At 70.7% G+C, this 22781-nt stretch carries 17 protein-coding genes; 14 read left to right on the plus strand and 3 right to left on the minus strand.

From position 1 onward, the window contains the following. The first annotated feature begins 30 nt into the window (after window positions 1-30). From ACOCEP_RS38555 to ACOCEP_RS38565, 3 genes are read left to right on the plus strand one after another with little or no spacing between them, the layout of a single operon-like run. Window positions 31-1422, plus strand: coding sequence for an FAD-dependent oxidoreductase (locus ACOCEP_RS38555; RefSeq protein WP_482334835.1), 1392 nt, complete (start codon window positions 31-33; stop codon window positions 1420-1422). Window positions 1423-1440: 18 nt separating this feature from the next. Beyond that, entirely contained in the window at window positions 1441-2307 is an 867-nt protein-coding gene (locus tag ACOCEP_RS38560) for an alpha/beta fold hydrolase (protein WP_482334837.1), read from the plus strand. 40 nt (window positions 2308-2347) lie between these two features. Then, window positions 2348-2914 (plus strand): PadR family transcriptional regulator, encoded by a 567-nt coding sequence (locus ACOCEP_RS38565; protein ID WP_482334838.1) that lies wholly within the window; start codon window positions 2348-2350, stop codon window positions 2912-2914. 13 nt (window positions 2915-2927) lie between these two features. Here ACOCEP_RS38565 and ACOCEP_RS38570 read toward each other — a convergent pair whose 3' ends face one another. Beyond that, entirely contained in the window at window positions 2928-3425 is a 498-nt protein-coding gene (locus ACOCEP_RS38570; protein ID WP_482334840.1) for a hypothetical protein, read from the minus strand. A gap of 91 nt (window positions 3426-3516) precedes the next feature. Continuing rightward, window positions 3517-4548: an ion channel gene (locus ACOCEP_RS38575; RefSeq protein ID WP_482334842.1), complete on the minus strand. Its 1032-nt coding sequence runs from the start codon at window positions 4546-4548 to the stop codon at window positions 3517-3519. A gap of 800 nt (window positions 4549-5348) precedes the next feature. Here ACOCEP_RS38575 and ACOCEP_RS38580 point away from each other — a divergent pair. The 8 genes from ACOCEP_RS38580 (at window position 5349) to ACOCEP_RS38615 (ending at window position 18998) form a co-directional block, all read left to right on the plus strand. Continuing rightward, on the plus strand, window positions 5349-6209 hold the full coding sequence (locus ACOCEP_RS38580; RefSeq protein ID WP_482334844.1) for a peptidoglycan DD-metalloendopeptidase family protein: 861 nt from the start codon (window positions 5349-5351) through the stop codon (window positions 6207-6209). A 147-nt stretch (window positions 6210-6356) separates the two neighbouring features. Further along, window positions 6357-6923, plus strand: a complete 567-nt coding sequence (locus ACOCEP_RS38585) for a helix-turn-helix domain-containing protein (protein WP_482334846.1) — start codon at window positions 6357-6359, stop codon at window positions 6921-6923. Further along, window positions 6920-7435 carry a hypothetical protein gene (locus tag ACOCEP_RS38590; RefSeq protein WP_482334848.1) on the plus strand — a complete coding sequence of 172 codons (516 nt, stop codon included), beginning with the start codon at window positions 6920-6922 and terminating at the stop codon, window positions 7433-7435. The genes ACOCEP_RS38585 and ACOCEP_RS38590 overlap by 4 nt, the downstream gene beginning before the upstream one ends. A gap of 26 nt (window positions 7436-7461) precedes the next feature. Continuing rightward, window positions 7462-9321 carry a S1 family peptidase gene (locus tag ACOCEP_RS38595; RefSeq protein WP_482334850.1) on the plus strand — a complete coding sequence of 620 codons (1860 nt, stop codon included), beginning with the start codon at window positions 7462-7464 and terminating at the stop codon, window positions 9319-9321. A 110-nt stretch (window positions 9322-9431) separates the two neighbouring features. Next, on the plus strand, window positions 9432-12824 hold the full coding sequence (locus ACOCEP_RS38600; protein ID WP_482334852.1) for an ALF repeat-containing protein: 3393 nt from the start codon (window positions 9432-9434) through the stop codon (window positions 12822-12824). Window positions 12825-12958: 134 nt separating this feature from the next. Continuing rightward, entirely contained in the window at window positions 12959-15406 is a 2448-nt protein-coding gene (locus ACOCEP_RS38605; RefSeq protein WP_482334854.1) for an ATP-binding protein, read from the plus strand. 190 nt (window positions 15407-15596) lie between these two features. After that, complete coding sequence (locus ACOCEP_RS38610; protein ID WP_482334856.1) at window positions 15597-16151, plus strand: hypothetical protein; 555 nt, start codon at window positions 15597-15599, stop codon at window positions 16149-16151. A 312-nt stretch (window positions 16152-16463) separates the two neighbouring features. Continuing rightward, the gene (locus ACOCEP_RS38615; protein WP_482334858.1) at window positions 16464-18998 is read left to right on the plus strand and encodes an ATP-binding protein; all 2535 of its coding nucleotides are present in this window, start codon (window positions 16464-16466) and stop codon (window positions 18996-18998) included. A gap of 47 nt (window positions 18999-19045) precedes the next feature. Here the strand turns inward: ACOCEP_RS38615 and ACOCEP_RS38620 are convergent, their stop codons facing one another. Then, window positions 19046-19501, minus strand: coding sequence for a phytase (locus ACOCEP_RS38620; RefSeq protein ID WP_482334860.1), 456 nt, complete (start codon window positions 19499-19501; stop codon window positions 19046-19048). Window positions 19502-19689: 188 nt separating this feature from the next. Here ACOCEP_RS38620 and ACOCEP_RS38625 point away from each other — a divergent pair, with 188 nt between their 5' ends. The 3 genes from ACOCEP_RS38625 (at window position 19690) to ACOCEP_RS38635 (ending at window position 22773) form a co-directional block, all read left to right on the plus strand. Beyond that, a complete protein-coding gene (locus ACOCEP_RS38625; protein ID WP_482334861.1) occupies window positions 19690-21048 on the plus strand; it encodes an MFS transporter in 1359 nt (452 codons plus the stop codon). A gap of 67 nt (window positions 21049-21115) precedes the next feature. Then, the gene (locus ACOCEP_RS38630; RefSeq protein WP_482334863.1) at window positions 21116-21577 is read left to right on the plus strand and encodes a GNAT family N-acetyltransferase; all 462 of its coding nucleotides are present in this window, start codon (window positions 21116-21118) and stop codon (window positions 21575-21577) included. A gap of 209 nt (window positions 21578-21786) precedes the next feature. Beyond that, complete coding sequence (locus ACOCEP_RS38635; RefSeq protein WP_482334865.1) at window positions 21787-22773, plus strand: RNA polymerase subunit sigma-70; 987 nt, start codon at window positions 21787-21789, stop codon at window positions 22771-22773. Window positions 22774-22781 lie beyond the last annotated feature (8 nt).

A 22781-nucleotide genomic window follows, 5' to 3' on the forward strand; every position in this document is an offset into this window, starting at 1 on the left:
GCCTCATACTCAACAAGTTATATATGAACGATGTCATATCGACGCTCTGGCCGGGCCGCGGTGCTCGGCGCGGGGATCGCCGGTCTCGTGGCCGCACGGGTCCTGTCCGAGCACTACGACGAGGTGCTCGTGGTCGAGCGTGACGCGCTCCCGGACGTGCCGGGGCATCGGCGCTTCGTCCCGCAGTCGCATCACGCGCACGGACTGCTGGGGTCCGGCAGGCGAGTGCTGGCCGGGCTGTTCCCCGGTCTGTCCGCGGAACTGGCCGCCGGCGGCGCGCTCACCCCGGGGTCCGGCGATCCCGCACTGGGAGACCGTTCGCTCTTCCTGGTCCGCGGCGCGACGACCATCCGGATACCGGCCTGGTGGAACGCGGGTTTCGGGGCGAGCCGGATCCTGCTCGAACACGCCATCCGCGCCCGCGTGCGGGCGCTGCCGAACGTCACGGTCCTGGACCGGACCCCGGCCACCGGGCTGCTGACCGACCGGTCCCGCCGCCGGGTCACCGGGATCCGGACACCCGGCGAGGATCTGGGCGCCGATCTCGTCGTCGACGCCTCGGGCCGGAACTCACCGCTGCCGGAGTGGCTCGAGCGGATCGGCTACCGGCCACCACCACGGTCGATCGTCCACTCCGACGTCCGTTACGTCAGCGTGGTCACCGAGCCCGATCCTTCCTTCGAGCCCGAATGGCTGGCCATCCTCGGCGGCCAGGCCCGATCCGGCTCCTCCGTCGGCGGCGTCGTGCTTCGCGTCGAACACGGCCTGCTGCACATCTCGTTCGGCTCGATCGCCCGGCGCGGGCCGGTTCCGGCGGAGCTGGGCGAGTTGCGCGATTTCGCCGATCGGCTGACGGCGCCGGTGGTCGCGGAGGCACTTCGCAGGTCGACCCCGGTGGGCCCGGTCCGCACCTTCCGCGTCCGCGGCAACACCCGGTGGCACCACGACCGCGCCCGCGAATCGCCCGATGGCGTCCTCGCTCTCGGTGACGCCGCCAGCGCGGCCAATCCCGTTTACGGCCAGGGAATGAGCGTGGCCGCCCTCTCCGCGGCCACCCTCGGCCGGGTGCTCGCCACCGACGACGGCGCGGGATTCGAACGCCGGGCGGCCCGCGCCATCGCCGCCACGTCCGCCGGGGCATGGCGGCTCGCGCTCGGCGAGGACCTCCGCTACGGCTGCCGCACCGAGGGAATCCGGTCACCGTGGACCGCCGGACTCGGTGAGGGCTATCGCAACCGCCTGGAACGAGCGGCGGCGCTGGATCCCGAGGTGGCGGCGGCGTTCGACGACGTGCTCAATCTCCACCGGCCGCTGTCGTCGCTCGGTTCCCCGCGGATCGCGCGCCGCGTGCTGCGGCCGTTGCGTGACCGCGATCCCGGCCCCCTGTCCGCGACCGTCGCCGCCGTACTCGGCGCCACCTGAACCCGAGCGAGGAGACCCATGTTCCGACCACGGTTCGTCGACGTCGACGACGTCTTGCTGCACGTCGAGGCGGACGGCCCCGACGCCGGTCCGGCCGCCCTGTTCCTCCACGGCTGGCCCGATCTCTGGTTCACCTTCGAGCCGCAGATGACCGCGCTCGCCGAACAGGGATACCGGACGTTGGCGCCGGACCAGCGTGGTTACGGCCTTTCGTCCAAACCCGCCACCGTCGCCGACTACGAGATGCCCCGCCTGGTCGACGACATCGTGCTCCTCATCGAACGGCAGGACGCGGCGCCGGTCCATCTGGTCGGGCACGACTGGGGCGGGGCGGTGGCGTGGACGGTGGCGATCGAGCGGCCCGATCTGGTCCGCTCGCTGACCATCGTCAACTGCCCGCATCCACAGGTGTTCGCCGACTCGCTGCGGCGCAGACCTACCCAGCTGCTGCGGAGCTGGTACATGCTGGCGTTCCAGATCCCCGGCCTGGCCGAGGCCGTCCTCGGCGCGCGTGGCGGCGCGGTCCTCGCGGCGATGCTCGAACACGGCGCCCGGCTGAGCGAGGCCGACCTCGACCGGCACCGCGCGGTCTGGCGTCATCCCGGCACGATCCAACGGCCGCTTTTCTGGTACCGCGCGATGTTCCGGACGATGTGGCACTCGCGCCGCGCCGAGTCCGGCCTGACGGTGCCCGTGCCGACCCAGATCATCTGGGGACGCCGGGACGGCGCGCTCGGCGAACATCTCGCCGACGCGAGCGCCGCCCTGTGCGAACGGTCCGAACTGCATCGGCTCGACACGGGACACTGGCCGCACCGCGAACGCCCCGGGCACGTCACCGAACTCCTCGCCGCCTGGTTCGCACGGCACGACGACCGGGGTTGATCGATTGCTATTCTCCGGGTCTCCCGCCGGAAGGAGCCCGATGCTCAGATTCGCCCTGCTCGGTTTCCTGCTCCGGCAGCCGATGACCGGCTACGACCTGGCCACCGCGATCCGCGCCAGTATCCACTTCGTCTGGCCCGCCCAGCTCAGCCAGATCTACCGCACGCTGAGCCAGCTCGAGGACGGCGGGCTGGTCGTGTCCGAAGTGGAGCCACAGCAGAGCAGGCCGGACCGCCGCGTGTACACGGTCACCGACGCCGGGCGGGCGGCGTTCGATTCCTGGCTGGGCGAACTGGTCACCGAGCTCGACCCCGTCCGCGTGCCCTTCATGGTCCGCTTCTTCTTCGCCGGCTCCCGTCCGCTGGAGGACACCGTGACCCAGCTCCGGGTCATGCGCGACCTCCACGTCAAGGATCGCGAGCGGCTCGCCGTCGAACTGCCGGACCGGATCTCGGCGGCCGCGGCCCTCACCGGCGCCGGCGAACTCGATCCCCTCGTCTGGGACTCGGTCCGCCGGGCAGGCGAGATGATGGCCCAGACCTGGGTGGACTGGATCGACGAAACCATCGAACGGCTCCAGAACGCCGCTCGCGCCGGCCACGAATGATCTTCTTGGCCGGTCAGTTCACCGTCACGGTCTCGGCCACCGGCAGCTCCTGATCCTTGGGCATGTGGCACCCGTAGTAGATCGGCTGGGCGAACATGCGAAAGCCGAGCGTGACGACGCCCGGAGTCGTGAAGGTGAACTGCTCGGTGCCCTCGATGTACCAGTACCCACCGACCGGGATCTCCGTCGGATTGATCAGCGGGTCGAACTTGATCTCTCCGCCGGCGGCTCCGCCCAGCGTGACGGAAGCGATGGCCCGGACCGCTCGTGCCTTCAGGGGGCTTCCCGTCCGGGGCTCGACGTCCTGGACCTTGAGGAAGACGGGCACCGGCACCCCGCGGGTCACGGTGGCCGGCGCGGTGATCGTCACCTGCACCGTTCTGCCGATGTCCGTGCCGTTGACGTAGCAGGTCTGGGTGACCGTGCCGGCCGAGGCGGTACCGGCCGTCACGGTCAAGCCGAACCCGGTGGCCACCGCCACGGCGACGGCCGCGATCTTTCGACGAAGCACAGGGAACCCCATTTCCGGCGAGTACGGGAGGACTCACCGTCCCGTATCCGGCCGGAGCGCGGCGTCTTCCCCACTGCCATCCGCCCTGAGGTCAGTCGCCTCGCAGGGTCGTTTCGATTTCCACGTCGGTGAGGCGCCGGGGGCTGACGTAGTAGAGCACCGAGCCGGCCGGGAGATCGCCGTCCCACGAAGGATTGACCACCAGGTCGTCGCCGGTGCGTGCGGCCAGCACCGTGGCACCGAAGGCGCGCCCCAGCGCCATCCGGCATTTCTCGGTGCTCAGCCGACCCAGCGACTCGGGCAAGGTGACCGAGTACGTCGCCGCTCCGCCCGCCGTCATCAGCTCGGAGTAGACCTCGGCGATTCCCGGGGAGGTCAGTTCTTCCGTGACCATCCGAGGTGTGTGCCACTGCACGCATTTGATCCGCGGATCCACGTAGCGGACCAGCTCGGACTTCTCCATGTCCCGCAACGTCACCACGACATGCGCCGACCGGTTGGCGTGGTCCACGGTCACCGCGACGGCCAAGGCCTCGTTGTCGTCGCTCATGTCGACCAGGATGGTGCCCGCCTTGGCGACGGCGGCCCTGGCGAGTACCTCGGCCGCGGTCGGGTCGCCACGGACGAAGTCCACCGGCTGCGACGGCATGGGGTGCACCTGCACTTCGTCGCTCGCGCACAGGACGAGTCCGGTCACGCCGTCGGCGATGAGCTGGGCGACGACGCGTTCGGTGCGGCCCGGCGTATAACCGATCAGGAGCGTGTGCCCGCTCGCCCGTACGGCTTCCATCCCCTGCATCCGCCGTCCCTTCGCCTGTTCCAGCCTGGAAGCGAGCTTGGTGAACACCGTGGTGAGGGTCGCGATGCCGCCGATGATGACGTACGCCCCGACGAAATGCCCCGCCGTGGTCTCCGGCGAGAAGTCCCCGTAGCCGACCGTCGCGGCCGTGACCACGAAGTACCACCAGTAGTTCCCCGCCTGGACGAGCTCGCTGCCCGCGGGTTCGGCCAGTGTCATCAGCGGCCAGCTGGTCGCGAAGACGAAGACGACCACGACGATCGGAAGCAGCCAGCCCTGCTGCAGCACCCAGCGGGTCAGCAGCCGCGCCAAGACGAACGACATCCCCGCCTCCTCACCGGCCGCGACCGTGAACTCACTCGGACCCGCTCCACTGGCCGCGGGTCCCGATACCAGACCACACCGTTCCCACCGGCGCAACGGACGTTACCCGACCGCTACGGCGGATATCGCCGAAGGAAAGAGGTGTCTGAAAAGGACTGTCCACTGGCGACCGGGAACCCGGCGAGCGAAACCTCGCGCACGGCGGGCCGGGTCAGTCCTTCAAGGCGAGGGCGATCGGTTACGCAGGAAGACGTACAGCCGACCTGATTCGAGGATCGCGGCCTCGGTGCCCCGGTGGTCGTCCAGGCGGCCGCACCGGCTGAAGAGCGGTGCGGCGTCAGAGGACCGTGTGGATTTCGGGTCACCCAACGCACCGAAATCCACACGGTCGGCGGCCAGGCCGTTATCGGAGAAGGCCGGCGGCGGAACCACGAAAGTGTGCGACAACGATTGGCCCGAAGGATTCGCCGGGTTCAAGACGGTGATCTTCTTCGCGTGGGACGGTATCCGCGAATGCAAAATGGGGACCCTGCGACACTGGCGGGACGGATAAGCGTTCGACTCTCCGCGGCGCGCGGGTCGTGTCGCGAAAGCCACTTTCGGGACATCAGACGTCCCGAAAGTGGCTTTCGCGACATGCCTCCGTCGTGTGGCCGCCCTCGGGCACCGGCGAACCCGAGCCCGCCGCCGAGCGGCAGTTTTCCCTTTATGACTTCCCTGGCCGTCTCCCACCTCCGTAGCGTCGCGAACAGATCGATTCGCCGCGTTCAAGGAGAAAGGGAACGTCGTTGAGAAGAGTGATGGTCGTACTGTTCGGCGTGGCACTGGCGTTGAGCAGCGCTCTCCTGGTCACCCCGTCGGCGCAGGCCGCGACGGCACGGAACGGTGTCTGCGAGGACGGCGAGTTCTGCCTTTACTACAACAGCGACCAGCAGGGGTCGGTCAGCGATTTCGACGCGTCGGTCGGCAACTACGGCACGGGTTCCGACTGCTATCACTTCCTCGGCGCGGGTTCGGGGAAAGGCCTGTGCGTGCGGGACAACGCGGCCTCCGTGTGGAACCGGCGGGACGCGGTGGTCACCGTGTTCTTCAAGAACGGCTGGACCGGGCCGATCGACTCGTTCCCGCACGGCGCCAAGGGGAACTTGACCTCGACGTACAACGAAAACGCCGGGCACCTGCTCGGCCTGGTGGGGAACGACTGGCTGGAAACCGGGTTGTACCACAGTGATTCCGGACGTATCACCTCCTATTTCGACGGCTACGTGAGCACGTCGGGCAGGCACGAGGGGATCGACTTCGCGCGCGGCTTCGGCGTTCCCGTCCATTCGATGACCCAGGGCTACGTGATCAGGAAGACCGAGGGCAGCAACGGCAGCGGCGGTCTGTCCACGCTGGCGATCTACAATCGTGATCAGGATTTCACCATCGTCTACCTGCATCTCAATCCGTCGAACGGGCTCGCGGTCGGCGAATTCGTGAACCGCGGCCGGCAGATCGGCACCGAGGAGTACCGCGGCGCCACCGCCACGCACACGCATGTCGAGTACCGGCCGGGCAGGCACGAGAGCGCCTCGGACAGCACCGGCGATCCGGTGCTCGACAACCCGGGCCCGTCGATGTTCTGGCGGAACCACGGCTACAACATCTGCTGCGGATAGCGCCGCCGGGCCCGCTCCGCCCACCCGGGCCGGGCGGGCCTCGAACCGGCACTTCTTCGGTGAAACTTCCGGTTGTCCCTCCCCGGTCGCTTTCCGACCATATGCGCATCGGTGACGTGAGTCGCTGAGCGAAGCGGGAGGACGCCAGTGACCCGAAGTGTTCACATCACCCTGCCCGGCAGACAGGCGATCGTGCTGGACGTGTTGCTGCTCAACGCGAACCGGGTGGTCGGCATCGACCGCTTGATCGACGCCGTCTGGGGCACCGAACCGCCCGCCACCGCGCGCACCCAGGTGCGGCTCTGCGTGTCGGCGTTGCGGGCGAACCTGGGCGGGATCGGGCTGCCCTCGTCCATCGTCACCAGACCTCCCGGCTACCTCATGCGAGTGGCCGAAGCCGCTCCGGCGCCGGAGCCGATCGTCCCGGCGGATGAGCGTCCGGCCCGCTTCGGCGATCTGCTGCGGAACCACCGGCGCAGCCTCGGCGCGACCCAGCGGCTTCTCGCCGCCCGCTCCACCGTCAGCGTGCGAGCGATCAGGGACCTCGAACACGGCCGGGTCAGCAGGCCCCGCCGCGACACGGTCCGGCTCATCGCGACCGGGCTCGGCCTGTCCGGCCAGGCCCGCGCCGACTTCGAACGCGCGGCGGCCTCGTATCGACCGACCACCGGCACATCAGCGCCGGAAAACCACCGCAAGAGGAGATCCGTATGAAGCATCCGTGGAGAGCGGCGCTGGCCGCCACTCTCGCCGCTCTCGCCGGCTTCGCCATCGGCGTCGTTCCCGCCGGTGCCGACGTGACACCGCGGGCCGACACTCCGCCACCGCTCGCGATCGAGGACTTCAACTACCCGCAGGCCGCGCAGATCCAGGCGGAGCGCGGGTTTCTGCTCAAACGCGGTGACGGCCACATCGTGCTGCTCGCCACCTGCCCGGCCGACACGACGGATCCGGATCTGCTCCGGATCGCCGGGCGTGGCCAGCCCGGCTCCGGTTACGTCTGCTTCCGCGTCTCGGGGAAGACCGGTCACCTGACCGTCGAAATGCCGTCCGTCTACGGCGTGAACACCGGGAACTTCACCAGCGAGGTCGTGCTGACCCCCGACGACGGGGCGACGAAGAAGACCTACAAGGTGCCGCCGAACAGCTTCGCGGGCGTCGGCGAGACCGACCCCGACGGCACCGGCGGCGAATACCTGCTCCTGGAAATCAAGGTCTCCCGTTGACCGGCCACCGTGCGAGGAAATCAGTCATGAGAAGACCCACCAGAAGACTGGCCCTGGTGTCCGGCCTGGCACTGGCCGCCACCGCGGTGACGATCGCGCCCGCGGCGGCCGTCGTCGGTGGCGACGCCGACCACGCGTTCGCCGTGCGGCTGGACATCGGCAACGGCGCCCGCGCCTGCAGTGGCGCGCTGGTCGCGCCCGGCTGGGTGCTCACCGCCGCGAGCTGCTTCGCGGCCACCCCCGGCACGGGGCTCCCGCCGTCGGGCGCGCCTCCCCAGCCCGTCACCGCGACCATCGGCCGCCCCGATCTCACGACCACCGCCGGGGTGGTGCGGAACGTGCTCCGGCTGGTGCCGCACGAGTCGCGGGACCTGATGATGGCCCAGCTCAACCTGTCCGTCCCGGGGATCACCCCGGTCGCGGTCAGCTCGACCGCGCCGACGGCCGGCGAGCAGCTGACCCTCCCCGCCTACGGCCGCACCGCGACCGAGTGGGCACCGCTGCACCAGCACGTGGGCACCTTCACGGTCGACGCGGTCACCGGCGGGGACCTCGCGCTCACCGGGCGGAACGGCGCCGCCGTCTGCGCCGGCGACACCGGCGGCCCCGCGCTCCGGACCACCGCCTCCGGTGTCGAGGTGGCCGCGGTGAACAGCCGCTCCTGGCAAGGCGGTTGCTTCGGCACACCGTCGACCGAGACCCGGACCGGGGCCGTCGACACCCGCGTCGACGACGTGCGGCCGTGGATCGCGAACGTCGCGCTGGGCGTCCACTGGACCGACGCGGCCACGGTCTCCGGCGACAACCAGACCGACTCGGCGGTCGCGACCTCGAACAACGGCGCGACGACCGCGGTGGTGTGGGAGGACGACCGGCTGGGTACCGATCCCGCCGACACCGTCGGCACCAACGTCTACCTGCGGCTCTACCAGAACGGGCAGCCCAAGTTCACCCGCGCGGTCACCGGGACCGGAGCGGCGAACTGGAGGCACATCCAGCCGGACGTCGCGGTCCGTGACGACGGCACGACCATCGTCACCTACGCGGACGACCATGACGGCAACGGCTATTACGACATCAGGGTGAAGACGTTCGACGCCGCCGCCCGGGAGACCGGCTCGGCCGTGGTCAACGCGAACGCGGCCGGCCAGCAGCAGAATCCCCGGATCGCCGCGGACCCGAACGGCACCGGCTTCGCCATCGCCTTCGAAACCTGGAACGGCGCCCCGAAACAGGTGCGCCTGGCGTTTTATTCGGCCATCACCGCGAAGAAGTGGGAACAGATCATCAGCCCCGGCGCCGGTCCCAGCCAGAACCCCGACGTGGCGATGGGCTCGAACGGGAACGCGGTCGTGGTCTGGGAAATGGACACCGGCGGTGGTTCGTTCGCCATCCGCATCCGCGGGTTCGCCCCGGACGGCTCGGAGTCACTGGGATATCGCGCCCCCGGCGGCACCGGTGATCAGCGGGACGCGAGCGTCGCCGCCGACTTCGCGGGCAACTTCGTCGTCGGCTGGCAGAACGACCGCACCGGCAACCCCCAGGTGGCGGTCCGGTCGTACACCGCGGCGGGCGCCGGAGGCCCCAGTCTGTACGGCGAGAACGGGGCCGACCCGGAGGTCGGCATCGACGGCCAGCGACGCGCCGTCATCACCTGGCGGGCGGGCGGGCACGTGTACGTGCGGGGCGTCAACGCGGACGGCACCACCACCGGCAGGCTGCCGACCCGGCAGACCACGCCGGTGGCCAACGCCGGCTACTCCGTCCAGCCCTCGGTGGCCGTCGATCCGGCCGGGGCGATCACGCTGACCCACACCAAGACGGTCGACACGGCCGGATTCAACCAGATCCAGTACGGCACCGGTCTGAGCAACTTCGGCTGGTGACGACCACCGAGCCGGGCCGAAAGCTCCTTTCGTCGCATCGGACGCGGCGAAGGGAGCCTTCGGGCGGCCCACCAACCCGCCCCAAGCTCCGCTCTGGAAAGGAATCCGTGATGTCCTCGAACGAATGGTCCAGACGCAGCGCGCTCCGCGCGCTCGGTGGCGCCGCCGCGCTGACCGCACTTCCCGCCGGTTTCTTGCTCGGCACCGCGAGCCCGGCGCTCGCCGTCACCGGCCCGGTGGAAACGGGACTGCCGGACACCGCCCGGGGGCGGGCGCTGTGGCAGTACAAGATCGGCGGCAAGGCGGTGCGCCGCGAGGGGAAGAACGCGCTGCTCGGTTCGGACGCGGACATCACGGATTTCCTGAACAACCGGCTCCAGCACGCCATCGACGAAGACAATCGGTTCGCGCTCTTCGCCGCACTGCCGTTCGCGGGCCGCGCGGCCACCGCCGGGATCGGCACCGCCCTGTCCGGTGGCGGCGCCGCGATGTCGGCCTTCCTGCGGGACGGCTTCGGCGCCGCCGTCACCGAGGACAAGCGGGTCGAGGTACTGACCATCAAGAACACGGGTGGGACTTCGGTACAGCGGGCCGCGACCAACGCCTTGAACACCAACACCCTCGCCGCGTTCACCGCGTTCATCGAGACCGATCAGTACCCGGCCCACGACGAGGACGCCAGGGTCCTCGTCTTCACCATGCTCAACACCGCGTCGCCGCAGGTGAAGCTCTACGCCCAGCGGGCGCTCGACGCGGGCACCCCCGAAGCGATCGACTGGTTCCTGCGCACCGGCCAGTACATCGCCCGCGCCCGCGACGAGGAATCCGCCACCATCAAGCAGCTGGTCGGGATCGTCGAACGGGAAGGCCGGATCGCGCAACGGTGCACCGATCAGGCCGTCGCGCTGTCCAACGCCGCGAAGGAGGCCGCGGCCAAGGCGAAACAGGCCGCGCTCGCCGCGCTGGCGGAGGCCCAAGCCGCGCAGAACGACGTGCGCCGCTCGGCGAAGGCGGCCAACGCCGCCGCCCGCGCGGCGAAGAACGCGGCCTCTTGCGCGGCCACCGCGATCAGCGCCTCCCGAGCCGCCCAGCAGGCCGCGCGCCGCGCCGCGTACGCCTCCCAGGCCGCCGCGCACGCCACCGCGGCGGCGGGCCAAGCGGCCGCTCGCGCGTACAACGCCGCCATTTCCGCGTCCGGCAACGCGAGCGCGGCGGCCGCCGCCCGGCAGGCCGCCGTCACCGCCCGCAACGCCGCCGGGCAAGCGCGGAACGCCGCGAAGGCCGCCGAGCAGGCTCGGATCGCCAGCTGGAGCGCGGTCTCGGCAGGCAGCTCGGCCGCGGCCGCCGCGACCGACGCGGCAGACGCCGCGAAGGCGTCGGCCGACGCCGCGTCGGCCGCTGGGGCGGCCCAGGCCGAGGCACAGGAAGCGCGTCAGGCGGCGGCCGAGGCCACGGCCGCGGCGAACCGCGCCACCCGGGCGTCCGAGGCCGCGCGGGGGTTCGCCAACCAGGCCTCCGTGGCGGCCGCCGCCGCACGCGATGCCGCGAACAGCGCGGCCGACCACGCGGACGCCGCGGCGGCCGCCGCGGAAGAGGCGGCCAACCACGCCGGTGAGGCGATCGACTACGCCAGAAGGTCCACCGCGGCCGCCGCGCGCGCCGTGGACGCGGCCGAACTGGCCATGGACACGGTCAACCAGGCACGGGCCGTCGAACAGGCGGCCAGGGACGCCGAGACCGCCTCGCTGGCCGTGGAGACCGAGCTCGGCGTCGAACTCGCCCAGCAGGAGGCGCGGGCCGAGGCGGACGAACGGGCCAGGATCGCCCGGCAGCAAACGCAGAACGCCTTGACCGACGAGGCGATCCGCACCTTGATCGCCGACGCCGAAACCGCGATGCGCGCCGGCGACACCGGCCGCGCGGCCACGCTGGGACGGCAGGCCGCGCTCCAGCTGATCACGAACGGGCTCACCAGAAGCTGGACCAAGTCGGCGGCGGAGTTCGCCGTCGCGGGCGGTGACGAGGACGTACTGGCCTGGCTGGGCACCGACCGGCTGCTGTCACAGCGGCAGGACGACGCCGAATCCGTCGCCGCCGTGGCCGGGGTGTCGACGATGAAGGTGGCCACCGCCGCCGCCCAGGCGTTGGAGAGCGCCGATCCCGCGTCGGTCACCGAATTCCTCACGACCGGCGCGATCAACGCCGCGGCGGAGGACAACAGGCTGACGATCTACTCCATCCTCGCCGACAATCCCGGATCCGCGGTGCGTACCGCCGCGGAGGCGGCGCTGAACGACGGATCGGCCGCGGCGTTGCACCGCTTCCTCAAGGTGACCATCGTCGACGCGGCCGCCGAGGACGACCAGGTCGAGGCGTACCGGCTGCTCAACGAGGGCGGCCCGTACACCAAGGCGGCCGCGAAGATCGCGCTCGCGGGCACCACGAACATGCGCCGCGGTTTCGTCGCCGGTACCCAGTTCGACACCAACCAGCTCGACCACGACTGGGCTACGCACGTCGCCGCCATCCGGGCGGCCATCGCCCACGCGGCCAGAGTCGCGTCGGACGCGCTGGCGAACGCCGCCCTCGCGTCCAAGGCCGCCGCGGACGCCAGGAAGGCCGCCGCCGAAGCGGTCGCCTGGGCCAACCGGGCGGCAGGATACGCGGCGGACGCTCAGCGCTCAGCCACCGAAGCCGCGAACAACGCCGCCGCGGCCGAGCAGTCCGCCGTGGACGCCCGGCGCTCCGCCGACCGGGCGGCGGCCGCGGCCGCCGTCGCGCACAAGGCACGGCGCTCGGCGAACTCGTCGATGCTGCGCGCGTTCGACTGTGCCAGCCGGGCGGTCAGCTTCGCCTACCAGGCCCAGGCCTCCGCGAACAGCGCCCGCGCGTCCGCCGTCCAGGCGGGCAAGGACGCCACGGCGGCGGCGGAGGCGGCGAGCCACGCCCGGCACATCGTCGTCCTGGCCGCGGAAGCCGAAGCCGCGCTGGCGGCGCAGAGAGCGGCGAGGGACGCCAGCCTCGATCCCAACGCGCAGGGCGACTCGTCGATCATCGGGATGTGGCAGGACAACCCTGACCGGTTGCTGGAAGAATCGGCGAAGTTCTTCGACCGCCTCTCGGACTGGGCGGGCCTGCTCTCCGCCGGTTGCAGTATCGGCGCGTTGCTCTTCGCGGGAGCACCGCCGGTCGCCGCCGTCCTCGCCGCCATCAGCACCGCCGGCAAGATCGTGTCCATCGCCTCCGGCTTCCTCGCGGCGGGAGCGTCCGGCATGCGTTATGGCTGGGAAAGCAGTGAGTTCCACACAGCCCTCGGGAAGGCGATGGTGAACACCGTCTTCACGGGAATCGGGTCGATCAAGATCAACAAGAGGTCCCTGCCGGAGGGTTGGTCCGCTGTCCCGCAGTTCTTGCTCGAGCGCCATTACGAAAAAATCGGCTCAGTGACGTGGGACGCGTTCGAAGGCACCTTCGGCTGGCTGCACCGCCTCTTCAACCCCTGATCTCCGCTGACCGGACGGGCCGGGTCCCTCGCTCGCGGAGGATCCGGCCCGTCCGGTCGTTTTCGACCAATTTCGATCAAAAACCTGGGTGAACCTCTCCTTTCCGGCGTCGCGGCCGCTCTACCATCCGCAAAATGGACCCTCGGCCGAGGTCGTTGCTGGGTGAGTCGAGGCGGGACGCCGGGCTCACGCAGGAGGAGCTGGCGGAACGCACCGGGCTGACGGTGCGGAGCATCAGCAACATCGAGCACGGCCGGGTCGCCCGGCCGCGGCGCCATTCGGTGGAGGCACTGGCGCTGGGGCTGGGGCTCCAGGGCGAGCAGGCGAGCCGGTTCGTGCGGCACTACTGCCCGGACGCAGTGTCGCCGCCGAGAACGCCGACCGCTTCGGTGCCCGCGCAACTGCCCTCCGGCATCACGTCGTTCATCGGGCGGCAGCGCGAGATCGACGCGCTCGACGCCCTACGCGGCGAGGGGGCCGACGGGGGTGTAGTCGTGGCGGTGCTGGAGGGCATGGCCGGGGTCGGCAAGACCTCCTTGGCCGTGCAGTGGTCGCAGCGGGTCAAACACGACTTCCCCGACGGGCAACTGTTCGCGAACCTGCGTGGATACGGACCGGGCGCGCCGGCCGACCCGGGTGAGGTGCTTCGGTCGTTCCTGCGGGCACTCGGCGTGCCCGTGGCGGACGTGCCCGCCGACCTCGACGACCGGGCCGCGTCGCTGCGCAGTGTGCTGGCCGGCCGTTCGGTGCTCATCGTGCTGGACAACGCCCGCTCTGCGGACCAGGTCCGGCCGCTGCTGCCGGGCCACGCGGGCTGCGCGGTGGTGGTGACGAGCCGCGCGTCCCTGCACGGGCTGACGATCAGCGCCGACGCGCACCGGGTGCCGGTGCCGCTGCTGACCGAACAGGAGTCGTTCTCCCTGCTCGACCGGCTGGCCGGCCCCGGACGGAGGTTCGCCGACCGGACCGCGCTCGCCGACATGGTGTCGGGATGCGGCGGTCTGCCGCTCGCCCTGCGGATCGTCGGTGAGCGGCTCGCGCACAACCGGAACCTGGCGAACGTGGCGTCCTCGATGCGCCCGGCCGGGAACCGGCTCGCCGCGCTGACCACCGAAGAGAAGACCACCTCGCTGCCTTCCGTGCTGTCCTGGTCCTACGACGCGCTGCCCGGCGACGTGGCCTCGGGTCTGCGGCTGCTCGGGCTCCATCCCGGCCCGCATTGGGACACCGCCGCCGCGACGGCGCTGCTGGGCACGGATCCGGCGGAGACCCGCCGGATCCTCGACGCGCTCGTCGACAGCCACCTGCTGCTCGGGCACCGCGTGGACGGCCGGTTCGAATTCCACGACCTGGTCCGCGACTACGCGCGCGGCCGCGCCGACGAGGAACCGCCGGAGCGGCGGTCGGCGGCCCTGCGCCGCCTCGGCGAGCACTGTGTGGCCGGAGCGGCCGACGCGGCCAGGGCGATGACGGCGGGCGACCCCAACCGAAGACCCCTGCTCACCCCGGTCGCCGGAACCGTCGTGTTCACCGGCGCCGAGGAGGCGGCGACCTGGCTGGCGGCGGAGCTGCCCACCTTGATCGCCATCGCGGAACAGTCGTCGGCCACCGGCGACACCTACGCCCGCGACCTCTCGACCGTGCTGTGGCAGGCGTTGCGGGTGAACGGTCACTACGGTGCCCTGCGCACCCTGCACCGGCTCGCGCTCACCGAGGCACAACGGGCGGGCGACGCCATCGGCACCCAGCAGGCGCTCGTCGACCTGGCCGCGATCTGCGCCAGGCTCGGCCATTTCGACGAGGCGGTGACGCATCTGACCCGCTGCCTCGACGTCGACGGCAGCCCGGTCGTCGACGGCCGCGCGTTGAACACGCTCGGCACCGTGTACGCGCAACTGGGCCGCTACGCCGCCGCGGCGGACCATCTGAGCAGGGCGGTCATGGTCTCCCAGGAGACCGGAGACCGGCTCAACGAGGGACGCTCGCTGTCCAATCTCGGCTTCATCCACGAACGCCGGGGGGATCTGGACGCCGCGCTCGGCTGCTACCGGCAGTGCCTGACCATCGCCCGGCACATCGACGACCGGCTGAGCGAGGCGATCTCGCTGCACAACCTCGGCGACGTGTACCGCGCGCTGGGCCGGTGGACGGAAGCCCGCGACCACCTCGACCGATCGCTGGCGGCCAGCAGGGCTGGCGGCCACCGGGAGGCCGAAGGCTACGCACTGGCCTATCTCGGGCTGGTGGACATCGGGCAGGGCGACGCGGCCGCGGCCCGCCTGCACCAGGAAGCGGCGCTCGACATCGCGGTGGCGACCGGGATCAGGCCGCTGGAGACCCTCGTGCACAACGGGCTCGCGGACAGCGCGCTGGCGCGCGGAGACCGGACGTCCGCGATGGCGCACTACACGCGCGCCGCCGAGCTCGCCCGGCTCACCGGCGAACCGCACGAGGAGGCCCGCGCGCTGACCGGGATCGCCGCGATCCACGACGACTCCGGTGATCCGGACAAGGCCAGGCCGTTCCGTGAACGCGCGCGGGCGTTGTACGACGCGATGGGCACCGCGATGGTCTCGTCGTGACCGGCGTTTTCGAACAACCTCGATCAAGATCACCGCACAAGATCACTAGGCCGGTCCCCGAGTTGTCGATAACGTCTGACGTGGCCTGGTAACCGGCTGATGGAAAATCACTCACGCGGCCCGAACGCCGATCAGGGGTCTGGCGGAATTCGCCGCGGCGTTCGATCGAACAACGAGAAAGAGAACACCAGTGAAGAAATGGACGACACGGGTCACGACCGGCCTGGTGGCCGCGGGCATGGTGCTCACCGCGCAGACCGCCCCGGCGGTGGCTGACGAACAGGCGGACACCACGACGGTCGCCGAATCGGGGATCGACGACGGCACGACCGAGGTCGAACTGACCGAGGAGGCCCCGGCGAGCGGCGACGTCACCGCCGCCGGCTGCGGCGACTGGCAACGCGCCGTGGCCGGCTTCGGCAAATGGGCGGTGAGCAAGTACACCTGTGGCTACATCAGCCCGGATTCGAAGAAGAACCCGCAGCACCGCCGCTACACGTGGAAGATCCCGGCCGGCAGCAACGGCCGGGTCTGCGTCCAGGCGGAGGGCCACTACTGGAGCACCAAGAAGAAGAAGAGCGTCTCGACCTGGAAGACGGCGGGATGCGGAACCGGCGGCACCGTCGTCGTGCGCTGGTCGGGCCCGCCGAAGAAGGGCGGCGGTTACCTCGGCCTCGCCGCGACCCCCAGGGTGCGCGCGAAGGTCCAGCCGGGCTTCGGCGGCGCCGCGTACGTCTGGAAGTGAGCCTGACCGCCGCACCACGGATCCGGGACACCGCCACTCCCCCTCGATGGCGCCCCCGGTCCGTGGTGCGGCGGCCGCATTTCGCATTTCGCGGAACTGGACCTGAGCCTCTTTGCCGACCCGTCGGCGAACGAACCGGAGCCCACCGGCTCCGGCGTTCGGCCGATCGGCGACGTCCGAACAGGAGAATCGGTCGGTCGCCGAGTTCGCCCATCCGGCCCACCGGACGCCGGATCTCGACTATGGTCGAGCCGCGTTCGGTCCGGAAGTCGCCGCCGGCCGGAGAGGTTCACTTTCGTCCAGGGGGTTCCCGTGCCGGAGGAACGGCCGCCGAGTCCGATCGGAGCCCGGTCGTACGACGAGCTCTCCCAGCGGCTGAGGCAGGCGCTGGCCTGGGCGGGATTGACCCACCGGGAACTGCACCGGCGGGTTCGGCGCCTGCGCGTGGCCAGGGGCACGGCCGGCCTTCCCGCCTACAACACCGTGTACCGCTGCCTCCTGCCGGGCCGCAAGCGGCTGGACGTCGAACTGGTCGTCGACATCGCGGCCGTGCTGCTCGGCATGGACGTCGCGGCGGAATGGCGGCAGGCGCACCGGGTGATCACCGGACACGCCACCGAGGCGGCCGTGATCAGCGTGGCCGATCACCTGCCCGCCGCCGCGGGCGGATTCGTCGGCAGGCAGGCGCACCTGCGCCGGATCCTGGAGGCCGAGCCGGACGACGCCGGTGTGTGGGCGATCTCCGGGATGGCCGGGGTCGGCAAGACCCGGTTCGCCAGCGAGGTCGCGCGCCTGCTGGCCGAGCGGGGCCGGTTCGCCGAGGTGCGGCTGGTGGTGAACCTCCGCGGTTTCGACGCGGACCGCCCCGCCGCCGACCCGGCCGCGGTACTCGAAGGCTTTCTGCGCCGGCTCGGAGCGTCCGGCAGTGAGATCGGCTGCCTCGGGCTCGCCGGCCGGAACGCGTTGTTCCGGCGGCTGCTGGACGGACGGCGCGCGCTGATCCTGCTGGACAACGCGGCGTCGGTCGACCAGGTACTGCCGTTGCTGCCCGCCCTTCCGACCTGCCTGGTGCTGGTCACCAGCAGGCGCCGCCTCACCGGGCTGGACACGGCCCGGCACGTGACGCTGGACGTGTTCACGCCCGAGGAGTCGGTCGAGCTGCTCCGCGACGGGATCGGCGACGAACGCGTCGACGCGGAACAGCGCGAAGCGGCCGAGATCGTCGAACTGGTCGGCCGGTTACCCCTGGCCCTCGCGCTGGTGGCCCGCCGGCTGGCCGCTTCGGACGAGTGGACGATGGCCGACCACCGCGACCGCCTCGCCGACCTGCGGACCATGCTGCGGCTGGACGACGGGGTCGAAGTCGCGTTGCGCACGTCGTACGACGAGCTGGCCGAACCGGATCGTGTCCTGCTCGGCTTGCTCGCCGCCTATCCGGGACGCGATGTCGACGACCACGCGGCGGCGGCGCTGGCGGGTGTCGAGGTCGGTGTCGTCCGCCGTCAGCTCGACGACCTGGTGGCGGCCAACATGATCACCGCCCGCGCGGCCCGGTTCGAACTGCACGACCTGGTCCGGGTGTTCGCCGAAAAACGTGTCCGGGAGAACGTCCAGGCCCGGATGCGCCGGGCCGCGGCCGCCCGGCTGCTCGACTTCCAGCTGGCCACCGCCCGCGCCGCGCTCGTCACCTGTTACCCCCACGAGGCGGAGCGGTGGGAAGGTCTGCCCATCTCCGAGGCGCGGGCTCTGGTGTTCGACGGGGCCGACGAGGCGATGGCCTGGCTGGACACCGAGCGGGTCAACCTCGTCGTCGCGTCCGGCTGGGCGCTGAGCGAGGGACGTGACGACCACGTGACGCGGCTCGCCTGCGTGATGACGAGCTATTTCGAAGCCCGCGTTCACGTGAGCGACGCGCAGGCCCTCTTCGGCAACGCCGCCCGGGTCGCGTCCGGTGTCACCCGTGGGCATGTGCTGAACGGGCTGGCCATGACGCATTGGCAACGGGGCGACACCGCCGGGGCGCTCGTCGTCCTGGAGGAGGCGATCAAGGAGTTCTCCGCCGCCGGTGAATCCGATTACGTCCTCAACCTGTCGGGGAACGTCGGCCTGTTGCTGACCGGTCTCGGCGACTATCGCGCCGCCCTGCCCTGTTTCCGGCAGGCCATGGAATTCGCCGTCGCGAGGAACAACGAGTCGTTCCGGGCCCGGCAATTGTGCAATATCGGCCTCGCCGAGATGCGGCTGGGAAACTATCCGGCCGCCGTCGACACCTTGTCGCAGGCGCTCGACGTGACGAGAGCGAGCGAGGATCACCTCTGCGAATGCCGGGCGCTCGACGGTCTCGGCACCACGTTCTGGCGAATGGGGAAGGACACCGAGGCGTGGGCCTGCTACGAACAGGCGCTCGCCGTGGCGAAGCAGACCCACAACCGGGCCGACGAGGGAAAGGTGCTCAACCATCTCGGGGTCCTGCTGGTCGCGGCGGGGCGGTTCGACGAGGCGTTGGCACAGCACCGGCATGCCCTCGAACTGGCCGAGGAAATCGGTAGCAGGGAAGGAATACTGGCCGCGAACAACGACATGGCGGCGACCCTGCTCGCCGCCGGGCGGGCCGCCGACGCCGTGCGCCGCCTGCGGCGGTCGATCGAGTCGGCGACCCCGGCGGACAGCCTCTACGAGCTGGCCAGAGCCCAAAGCGGGCTCGGCGACGCGCTGTCCGCCTCCGGTGATCCGGTCGCCGCGCGGAAACACTGGCGGACCGCGCATGCCGCGTTCACCGAAATGGGGGTACCGGAGGCCGTCGACGTCCACGAACGTCTCGTGGCAGGCGTGACGGAGGCGTCGTAGGGCAGCCCGTTGGGGCGGAGGGTCCCTCCCGCCCCAACGGATTCCGGTCAGTCGTCGAGGGCGTCGAGCACGCGTCCGAGGTCGACGAACTTGAAGTTCGTGGCGTCCCGGCCCGGCTCCCCCGGCTTGTCGTCACCGTCCTGGACGACGAGCAGGCCCTTCGGGTACTTGCTTCCGAGTGGCTCGTTGAGGACGGCGGCGCCGTCGCTTTCCTCGGCGCTGTCGAGGGTCGCGGACGCGGCGGTCACCCGGAAGCCGCCTTCGTACTCGTTGTCGTCGCCGAGTTCGCGGTCGTAGGCGGCGAAGGTGTCGTCCCCCTGGCTGGACGCGAGCAGGTAGCCGTCGCCGTCCTTCTCCTTGAGCAGCGTGAGCCCTTCCACATCGGCCGACAGGTGCTTGCCGCCGTAGCCCGGGTCGGGTCCGGATACGCATTCCTCCGTCGCCTCGTCGTAGGTTCCGGGAACGCCGTACTCGCGAACCTTGTCTCGCGCGGAGGCCTCCAACTATGCGTTTAGTCCTCTAAATGCGGTCCTTGCACACGCAAGTACCGCGTCCCTACGGCGCGGACCCGGAGCAAGTGATTGCGCGATCGCGCCGCCGCGGTCTATCTTCCCTACGTGTCCGAATAACGTTCCACAGTGTCCGGATATCGGACACCGTGCCGGTCCGGCCGACTCGACGAGGAGCGAAAGTGACGAATGTGCCCGCCTCGCCCGAAGCGGCCGGTTCGACGTCTCAGCCGGGATCCGGCGGCGTCAGCCGATCGGCGTTCAGGCGGGTCCTGGCGGGCAGTACCGCCGGGGCGGTACTCGAGTGGTACGACTTCGCGCTCTACGGGATCCTGGCGGCCACCGTGCTCGGGCCGCTGTTCTTCCCCGGCGGCGACGGGTTCGCCCAGTTGCTGCTCGCGCTGGCGACCCAGGGGCTCGGCTTCGTCGCACGCCCGATCGGCGGCATCGTCTTCGGGCATCTCGGTGATCGCCTCGGGCGCAAACCCATGCTGGTGACCACTTTCCTGTTGCTCGGGCTGTCGACCTCCGCGATCGGGCTGCTCCCCACCTACGCCCAGGCCGGTATCGGGGCGACGATCTCGCTCGTCGTGCTGAGGCTGATCCAGGGGTTCGCCCTCGGCGGCGAGTTCGGCGCGGCCGTGCTGATGGTCAGTGAGTACGGAAGCCCGAAGCGACGCGGCTTCTGGTCGGCATGGCCGCAGGCGGGAGCGCCGCTGGGCACGGTGCTGGCCACGGCCGTGGTCGGCGGGATCGCCTTGGTACTGCCCGGAAACGCCTTCGATCAGTGGGGATGGCGCGTCGGTTTCCTGTTCGCGATCCCGCTTCTGGTCATCGGTTTCTGGATCCGGCGGCGGATCGACGAGTCGCCGGTGTTCCAGGAAGCGCAGGCGCGGGCCGCGGCGTCGGCGGACGCCGTGCGGGAGCGGTCGAGCATCCTGGAGACACTCGCCCACCCCGGGCCCCTCCTCCGCGGACTCGGCGTGCGGCTGGGCGAGAACGTGGCCTTCTACGTCTACACCGTCTTCGTGGTCGCCTATGCCACGAAGACCTTCGGCTACGACAAGCCCGACGTCCTCCTCGCCGTGGCCGTCGGGTCCCTGCTGCAGTTCGCCGGGATGCTGGCCGGCGGCTACTGGTCGGACGTCGTCGGACGGCGTACCGCCATGCTGGTCCCGGCGGCGGGCCTCGCCGTGTGGGCACCGGTCTTCTTCGCCGTCGTCCAAGCCGACAACCTGCCCCTGCTCTACCTCGGCGTGGGCGTCGGCGCGGCACTGCACGGGCTCCTGGCCGGGCCGGAAGCCGCGTGGATAGCCGAGCTCTTCCCGACGCGCCGGCGTTTCGCCGGAGCATCCCTGGTTTTCCAGGGTTCCTCGATCATCGCCGGCGCGCCCGCTCCCCTCATCGCCGTGTGGCTGGCCGAAAAACAGGGCCCGACGGCGGTCGTGCTGTACCTCGTCGGCACGATCGCGGTCACCCTCGTCGCGTTGCTCCTCAGCGCGGAAACCCGGGGCGCCGACCTGAATTCCGGTGACAGGTGACGTCTGTCCACTAGGGACCGAACCAATTCGGGTGCGGGGAGACCGGGCGGCCGCTACGGTCCTGACCATGTCCTCGGATGAGTTCGTACCGGCCGGTTTCGTCCCGCCGACCTCGCTCGTGGCCGAGCGGTTCCGCCTGGAACCGTTGGGGCCACGGCACAATTCAGCCGACCACGCCGCGTGGATGTCGAGCATCGAGCACATTCGCTCCACTCCCGGCTACCCCGACGGCGACTGGCCGCCTCGCGACGGCATGACCCCCGAGAAGAACCTCGACGATCTCCGCCGCCACGCCTCGGATTTCGCGCGACGCACCGGGTTCACCTTCACCGTCCTGGACTCGGCGGACGACGTCATCGGTTGCGTGTACCTGTATCCCCCGGACTCCGGCGAGTGGGACGTCACGGTGCAGTCCTGGGTACGGGCCGACAAAGCGGAACTCGACGCGCCACTCGCCGACGCCGTCGCGCGCTGGCTCGCCTCGGAATGGCCGTGGGAACGCGTGGACCGCTGCGGACGCCACTCCTGACCAGGTCCACGTCGAGCAGCCGTCCTTCCACTTGCGCACTTGCCGGCAGCCTGCCCAACACCGACCACACCGTGCTCGCCCTGCTGTCCGCGGCGCCGGACGGGCGGATGCGCGTCTACGAGCTCGGCCGGGCGGCTCCACCGATCAGAAATCCTCCGCCGCGTCGTCGGTTCCGGTAGCCCATCGCACCGATGAGAGGATCGACGACCATGACAGACGCCAGCCTGCTGGGCACCGACGAGGCCACGTTCATCGCGGTGGCCCGCTCAGGCGATCCGGCACGGTTCGCGCGCATCACGGAGCGCCACCGGCGTGAGCTGCAGGTGCACTGCTACCGGATGCTCGCGAACTACGAGGACGCCCAGGACATGACGCAGGAGACGTTCCTGCGAGCGTGGCACAAACGGGAGTCGTTCAAGGGCCACGCCACCCTGCGGACCTGGCTGTACCGGATCGCGACGCACGTCTGCCTCGATTTCCTGGACAAGCGCGGCGACCGCACCCCCGTACCGTCCGAGCTGGAATACCTGCAGCCGTACCCCGACCGGATGCTCCCCGAGGACCCGCAGGAGTCGGTGGTGGCGCGGGAGACGATCGAGCTGGCCTTCATCGTCGCCGTCCAGCGGCTGCCGCCGCGGCAACGGGCGGTGTTCATCCTGCGCGACGTCCTCGGCTGGCCCGCGGCCAAGGCCGCCGATGCCCTCGAACTGACCGTCGCGTCGGTGACCAGCGCTCTACAACGGGCACGCCGGACGATGCGCGCGCAGCTGCCCGGCCGCCGCCTCGACTGGCGGAGCCCCGCCACCCACGAGCTGTCGAACGACGAGCGCGGCGTGGTGAAGTCCTACATCGACGCCCACGAGCGCAACGACCTCGACGGCCTGATCTCCTTGCTGCGCGACGATCTGCGCTTCGCGATGCTGCCCGATCCGGGCACCGTGAGCAGTACGGCCGAAGACGCCGTCGACGGCTGGATCTCCGGAGGGCTCTTCCAGCGCGGCCACGACGACTGGCGCGGTGTCACCACGACGGTCAACCGCATGCCCGCCGCCGCGCTGTACCTCCGCACCCCGGGCGGCCCGGAGTACCGGCTGTTCGCCATCGCGGTCCTGCGCGTCGCCGACGGGAAGATCGCCGAACTCACCGGATTCGACGCCAGCGGTAAAGAATGGCTGGGCCTGCCGCCCGCGCTGTGATCACACCT

This window comes from Amycolatopsis sp. CA-211722 (assembly GCF_056828465.1).